The 6,327-nt window shown below is 50.6% G+C and carries 8 protein-coding genes and 1 riboswitch; of the genes, 7 read left to right on the top strand and 1 reads right to left on the bottom strand.

The annotated features are described in order from the left end of the window. From ACJROR_RS06900 to ACJROR_RS06870, 7 genes are all read left to right on the top strand, one after another. A partial coding sequence (locus ACJROR_RS06900; protein WP_406546477.1) for a hypothetical protein occupies positions 1-182 on the top strand: 182 nt, incomplete at its 5' end. 219 nt (positions 183-401) lie between these two features. Then, a complete protein-coding gene (gene queC, locus ACJROR_RS06895; protein WP_406546476.1) occupies positions 402-1,127 on the top strand; it encodes a 7-cyano-7-deazaguanine synthase QueC in 726 nt (241 codons plus the stop codon). A gap of 5 nt (positions 1,128-1,132) precedes the next feature. Continuing rightward, positions 1,133-1,468, top strand: a complete 336-nt coding sequence (locus ACJROR_RS06890; RefSeq protein ID WP_406038519.1) for a 6-pyruvoyl trahydropterin synthase family protein — start codon at positions 1,133-1,135, stop codon at positions 1,466-1,468. Then, positions 1,443-2,183, top strand: coding sequence for a radical SAM protein (locus ACJROR_RS06885; protein WP_406546475.1), 741 nt, complete (start codon positions 1,443-1,445; stop codon positions 2,181-2,183). Before ACJROR_RS06890 ends, ACJROR_RS06885 begins: the two co-directional genes overlap by 26 nt. Positions 2,184-2,401: 218 nt before the next feature. Then, positions 2,402-2,515: riboswitch (FMN riboswitch) on the top strand. A 72-nt stretch (positions 2,516-2,587) separates the two neighbouring features. Then, positions 2,588-3,223: a 3,4-dihydroxy-2-butanone-4-phosphate synthase gene (gene ribB, locus ACJROR_RS06880; RefSeq protein ID WP_406038533.1), complete on the top strand. Its 636-nt coding sequence runs from the start codon at positions 2,588-2,590 to the stop codon at positions 3,221-3,223. A 415-nt stretch (positions 3,224-3,638) separates the two neighbouring features. Further along, entirely contained in the window at positions 3,639-5,126 is a 1,488-nt protein-coding gene (locus ACJROR_RS06875) for an Eco57I restriction-modification methylase domain-containing protein (protein WP_406546474.1), read from the top strand. Then, a complete protein-coding gene (locus ACJROR_RS06870; protein WP_406546473.1) occupies positions 5,119-6,036 on the top strand; it encodes a BsuBI/PstI family type II restriction endonuclease in 918 nt (305 codons plus the stop codon). Before ACJROR_RS06875 ends, ACJROR_RS06870 begins: the two co-directional genes overlap by 8 nt. 95 nt (positions 6,037-6,131) lie before the next feature. On the opposite strand, the gene ACJROR_RS06865 is transcribed toward ACJROR_RS06870, so the two are convergent. Beyond that, on the bottom strand, positions 6,132-6,327 hold a 196-nt coding region (locus ACJROR_RS06865; protein ID WP_406546472.1), incomplete at its 5' end, for a hypothetical protein.

Below are 6,327 nucleotides of genomic sequence, written 5' to 3'. Positions count from 1 at the left end.
GGAAGGAAAAGAACCTCGTTATTCAGAGCCTCTACGACGGACTGGAGATCCCCTATCGTGTGGCCGAGGAACAGGATGAAGCTCCTTCCGGCAAGATTGATCCTGAGGAAACCGAGGACAATGATGCCGGCGGACTGACACCGCAGGATGAAAGAGAGCTTTTCGGGAACGAAAGCGACTGATGCTGCAGTCAGACTGAAAACTGACTTATGAAGCCACTCTGTAATTGCGAGGCGGGTCTCCCCGCCTCGTTCTTTTCCGCAACAAAGCCGCATACGGCAGCGCCCGCGCAACCTCCCGAAAAAATACCTTATCTGCCGGATTCCCGAGTCTCCAAGGGCCTGAAAAAGGGATCTCGCAAATATCGCCATAGCCCATAAATACCGTGATTGCAAGATAGTGTGATAGAATGCGCACACGGAGGTGGCTTTATGAAAGTGGCAGTGTTATTAAGCGGCGGTCTGGACAGCTCTACCTGTCTGGCCCTGGCGGTAAAGGAGCACGGCGCGGAGAATGTGCTGGCTCTCAATATTCAGTACGGCCAGAAGCATCAGCGGGAACTGAAATCCGCGGAGGAGATCTCCCGCCATTACGGCGTAACCTATAAGCTTCTGGATCTCTCTCAGGTCTTTGCCGACTGCCAGTGCTCTCTTATGCAGCATTCCCAAGAGGAAATTGTTCATAAAAGCTACGCCGAACAGCTTAAGGATCTGGGGGGCTCCGGCACCGTGTCCACCTACGTTCCCTTCCGGAACGGCCTGATGCTGTCTGCCGCGGCAGCCTGCGCTCAGGGGCTGGGAGCCAGCGAGGTCTGGTACGGCGCCCACCGGGATGATGCCGCGGGCCGGGCCTACCCGGACTGCACCCCGGAATTTGCGGCGGCCATGAATACCGCCATTTTCGAGGGCACCGGACGGGAGATCCGGCTCCGGACGCCGTTTATGGACATGAACAAGGCGGATATCGTAAAAACCGGGCTTGAGCTCGGGGTTCCCTACGAGCTTACCTGGAGCTGCTACGAGGGCGGCGAAAGGCCCTGCGGCCGGTGCGGCACCTGCATTGACAGACAAGAGGCGTTTCAAAGGAACGGGGCGCGGGATCCCCTGGAAGCGCCGGAAAGGATTTAGCGAGCATGTTTAAAATCAAAAAAAGAATCATTATCAGCGCCGCGCATTTTCTGAAGCTGGACTATAACAGCAAATGCTCGGGCATGCACGGACATAACTGGATCATTGACGTTTACCTGAAAAGCCCGGATTTGGACAAAAACGGCATGGTCATGGACTTTTCAGTTATTAAGGAAAAGGTAGCGGGCGCTTTGGATCATAAAGTGCTCAACGAGGTTATTGACAGAAATCCCACCGCTGAAAACATCGCCCTCTGGGTTTGCGAAACCCTGGGTGAAAAGTGCTATCGGGTGGAGGTGCAGGAGAGTCCGGACAATGTTGCCGTCTACGAGCGCGATTAATCAGTCGTTCCGCAAGGAGGATGCCTTCACCACCGGCGGTCCCGCCTTCAGGGTAAACGAAATTTTCATCTCCATTAACGGCGAGGGGCCCCTCACCGGCGAGGCCGCCATATTTCTGCGGCTTTCCGGCTGCAATCTCCGCTGCGCCTACTGCGACACCCAGTATGCCCGCAGCATGGAACAGGGCATGTTTCTCCAGATCCGGGACATTCTGGCGGAGCTCAGGCGCTTCCCCGGCATCAGAAACGTCACCCTCACCGGAGGGGAGCCTTTGTTTGCCAAAGATGTGGGGCTTCTGATCACCGAAATTCTCCGGGCCGGCTACAATCTTAACATCGAAACCAACGGCTCCATTGATCTCTCCCCCTTCATGGAGCTGGATCCGGAAAGAAAAATTATTTTCTGCTGCGATTACAAGCTGCCCTGCTCCGGAGAAGAAAGCCGCATGTATCTCCCGAACATCAGCATGCTCCGTCCGGGAGATGCCCTGAAATTCGTTATCGGGGAGAGCTCGGATTTTGAGAAGATCTCCAGCATCCTGCAGGGCTACCGCCCCCGCTGTCTCGTCTACCTGTCACCGGTTTTCGGGAAAACCGATCCCCGGGAAATCGTGGAAAGAATGCTCTCCTGGAGCCGTACTACAGACGTTTCCCGAATCAGAGTGCAGCTGCAGCTCCATAAGTATATCTGGGAGCCCTGCGCCCGGGGAGTCTGATCCGGAGCGGGTTCTCCGGGGAAGGAATGCCGGGAGAGACGGTTTCCGAAAAGATCTTTTCAGGAAGGAGACCCGCAAAAAGCCAGGACAGGCTCCGGCGGATTTTCTGACAGACATCATTCCTGAGCGGCCCCTGACTTGTAAAATGCCGCTCTCAAAGTATAATGAACACCGCACGGAGGAAAGCTGCCTTTTCGAACAATTTCTTCCTGCGCATGACACATTCTCAGGGCGGGGTGAAATTCCCCACCGGTGGTACAGCCCACGAGCGCAAGCATGACTGGTTGCAATTACCAGGCCGACGGTAAGAGTCCGGATGAAAGAGAAGTTCACAATCAACTCCTCAAGTTTAAACCTGCCCTGACTTACGTATGATATGGAGATATACTGTGAGTCAAATCAATATGCTGGACATTTTTGACAGCGATCCTCTGAAACGCGTGGAACTGGCTCTGGAGGCCTTCAGGGCCGGCAAGGGAGCCTTGGTGGTAGATAACGAAGACCGGGAAAACGAAGGCGATATTATCTTCCCGGCGGAAACTATCACCGAAGCTCAGGTGGCCATGATGATCCGCTACTGTTCCGGAATTATCTGCGTCTGCATGCCCGGAAGCCGGTTGGAACGGCTGGAGCTGCCCCAGATGGTGAAGAACAACACCAGCTCCTACGGCACCGCCTTTACCATTACCATTGAAGCCTCCAAGGGCGTCACTACCGGCGTCAGCGCCCATGACCGCCTGACTACCATCAAGGCCGCCGCCAATCCCAATGCCGTGCCCTCGGATCTGAACCATCCGGGACATGTGTTCCCCCTGGCCGCCCGGGAAGGCGGCGTGCTGGAAAGAGACGGCCATACCGAGGCCTCGGTGGATCTGGCCCGGCTGGCCGGCCTCACTCCCGCCGGCGTGCTCTGCGAGCTTACCAATGACGACGGCACCATGTCCCGGCTGCCTCAGGTGGTGGCCTTTGCTCTGAATCACGGCATGACCGTGGTCAGCATCAGCGACATTATTGCCTACAGAAAAGCCAAGGGCGTCTAATCTACCTGTACCGCAAAAACAAAGCCGGCCTTCGGAGCTATGGGCTTCTGCGCTGACAGGGGCTTCCGGACGGGATCAGCATGCGCCGGTTTCTCCGGGACGAATGCCTGAAGGACACAAGACGGTTCCTTGAAAAGGATCCTCCGGAAAAGCAAAGAAGATCATGGAAAAAACCAGGATCGCATTTCCGGAGGATCCCTTCAAATTCAGGAAACATTGCCGGTTTAGTTCCATGCCTGGTGTTGCACGTTCCGAAGAGCTCTTTTCAGGCCATAAGATCTCCGGATGCCGCAAAATACCATAAAGACTGAGACGAGAAAGAAGTTTTGCTTATCGGACTTGACTGCAGTTCCGCAACAAAAAAAGCATCATGACGTGATTGAGAAAATGCAGAACAACAATGAGGGAACTTTTGATGCTTGAGCATATTATTGAACGGACCAATGATTTTCTTGCCGGTTTTCCCAAAGCTGTCCGCAAGAAAAAAGGACAGTTCTTCACGTCAGCGGAAACAGCAAAGTTCATGTCCGGCATGTTTGATTTGTCAGGCTGCGGAGACAGCGTATCCCTGCTGGATCCCGGGGCCGGCTCCGGAATACTTTCCGCCGCTCTCATTGAAAGACTCTTTTCTGAAAAAACCGGTATCCGCATTTCACTGACCTGCTACGAAACAGATCCTGATATCCTGCCTTTGCTGAAAGACAATTTGGAATACCTGAAGCGGGAATCAGAAGGCAGGCTGGAATATGAACTGAAAGCGGAGGACTATATTCTGTCTCAGGACTGGGAGTTCAGCAGCCTTGCTGACACATCCCGGAAATTTGATTTCATTATTGCCAATCCCCCTTATTTAAAGATCGGCAAGGACGATCCCCGCTCTCTGGCTATGGCTGATGTTGTTCACGGAGCTCCGAACCTCTACTTCCTGTTCGCATCCATGTCTCTGTTTAATCTCCGCCAGGGCTCGGAAATGGTTTACATCATCCCTCGGAGCTGGACATCCGGAGCATACTTCCGGGCTTTCCGGAAATATCTCCTTTCAGAAGGCAAATTAAGACGCATTCATTTGTTTGTCAGCAGGAGCAAGGTATTCGATGCTGAACAGGTGCTTCAGGAAACCATGATCATCATGGTCGCAAAAGAAGCCCGCTGTCCGGAAAGCGCTATTATTACCTCTGGCGGTTCCGGCAATGATTTCAGCAATATTTCAAGTCTGGAGGTTCCGTACCATGCCGTAGTCTCCGGGAACGAGCTTTATGTCTGTCTTCCCACCAGCCAAGCGGAAATGGAGGTGATTCGGAAAATCAGCGCCTTCAGTTCAACCATGCCGGATTCCGGCCTCCGAATGAAAACCGGCATTGTAGTGGATTTCAGACAGGCGGATGAACTGAGAACCGCCCCCGGCGAGCATACCATTCCCCTTTTTTACAGCCAGCATATTCGGGACGGTAAAGTAAATCATCTCCCTTCCGGGAAAGGCTATGACTGGATCCTGGACAGAAAGCGGGGACTCATTCAGAAAAACAAGAATTACGTTTTTGTAAAACGGTTCACGGCCAAGGAGGAACGCCGCAGGCTGCAATGCGGGATCTATTGTCCTCATGATTTCGGGCAGTATGAGTATATCGGCACTCAGAACAAGATTAATTTTGTGGACAAAGCAGACGGCTCTGAAATGGATCGCAAAACGACCTACGGAGTTTATGCCCTGTTAAATTCAACACTTTTTGATATGTATTACAGAATCCTTAACGGCAGCACTCAGGTAAACAGCACCGAAATGAACAGCATGCCATTTCCTCCTGCTGACATTATCAGCAAAATAGGAGAAGAGATGCTTTCATCTGAGGATTTGTCTACCGTAAACTGCGACAGAATAATTAACGAGGTTGCTTATGGATAAGATGGATGAAGCCAGAAACTTCTTGATCAAAATAGGAATGCCCCGCGCTCAGCAAGCAGATATATGCGTTCTGAGCATTTTAGCCCTGTCAGACATTAAGCCTGACAACGCATGGGCAAACGCAACAAATTCATGGTCAAGGATTCATGACATTATCAGATTTGCAAACAGCTATTACGGAACAGCTTACGCTGAAAACAGCAGAGAAACGTTCAGAAAACAGGCTATGCACGAGTTCAGAAAAGCAGCGCTTATTGAAGATAACGGCACTCCGACAAACAGTCCTAACTATTGCTACAGATTAACCGATGAAGCTCTGAACGTCATACGTTCCATAAACTCTCCCAACGAAGAAAGTGAAATAAAGAGTTTTATAGCAAATCATGACACTCTGAAAAACATCTACAAGTCAAAGAAAGCCATGACTTTAATGCCGGTTCGCATCAACGGCTCTGATTTTAAGTTTTCTCCCGGAAAGCATAATGAATTGCAAAAAGCTATAATTGAAGAATTTGCTCCGCGTTTTGCTCCATATTCTGAATGCCTGTATGTAGGAGATTCAACAGACAGGGATTTGGTAAACAACGTTTCAAAGCTGATGCAGCTTGGCTTCAATATAAACGTCCACAATAAGATGCCGGATATTGTTCTTTACAGAGAAGACAATGACTGGATTTATTTTATTGAATCAGTAACGTCAGTAGGCCCTGTGAGTCCGAAGAGATACCTGGAAATTAATGAGATGACCAAGCATGTAAAATCAGGGAAGATTTTTGTTACGGCTTTCCCTGATTTTGCTACCTACAAGAAATTTTCTGAATCATTAGCCTGGGAAACAGAGGTTTGGATTGCTGACAATCCGGAACACATGATTCATCTCAATGGCAGCAATTTTATCGGGCCGCGATAAATGTGAATTCCCGGGATAATGAAAGGAATATAATCTATTTTACCTTTCAGAATGATGAGTTTTAAGCTGGATCGGGCCAAACGTCTGCCCTGGGATTATGTTTTAACATTATATCCGTCACCGGGGCCTGTATATTTTTTGACCAGTGCATTTGTGCTATAATTGCAGCCAAATTTTGGTTGCGGAAGCCGGATTATAATGCAAGCATAAAACGAGGTTAGATATGGCAGTAAAATATTCACTTGATCCAAACGGAACGGTACGTCAGTATTACCAGAGAGAAGAAGAGGA

This window comes from Succinimonas sp. (assembly GCF_045225735.1).
In the GTDB taxonomy this organism is placed as follows: Bacteria; Pseudomonadota; Gammaproteobacteria; order Enterobacterales; family Succinivibrionaceae; genus Succinimonas.
Note: the sequence above shows the minus strand (reverse complement) of the source record. Positions and strands in the feature narration are given on the sequence as shown.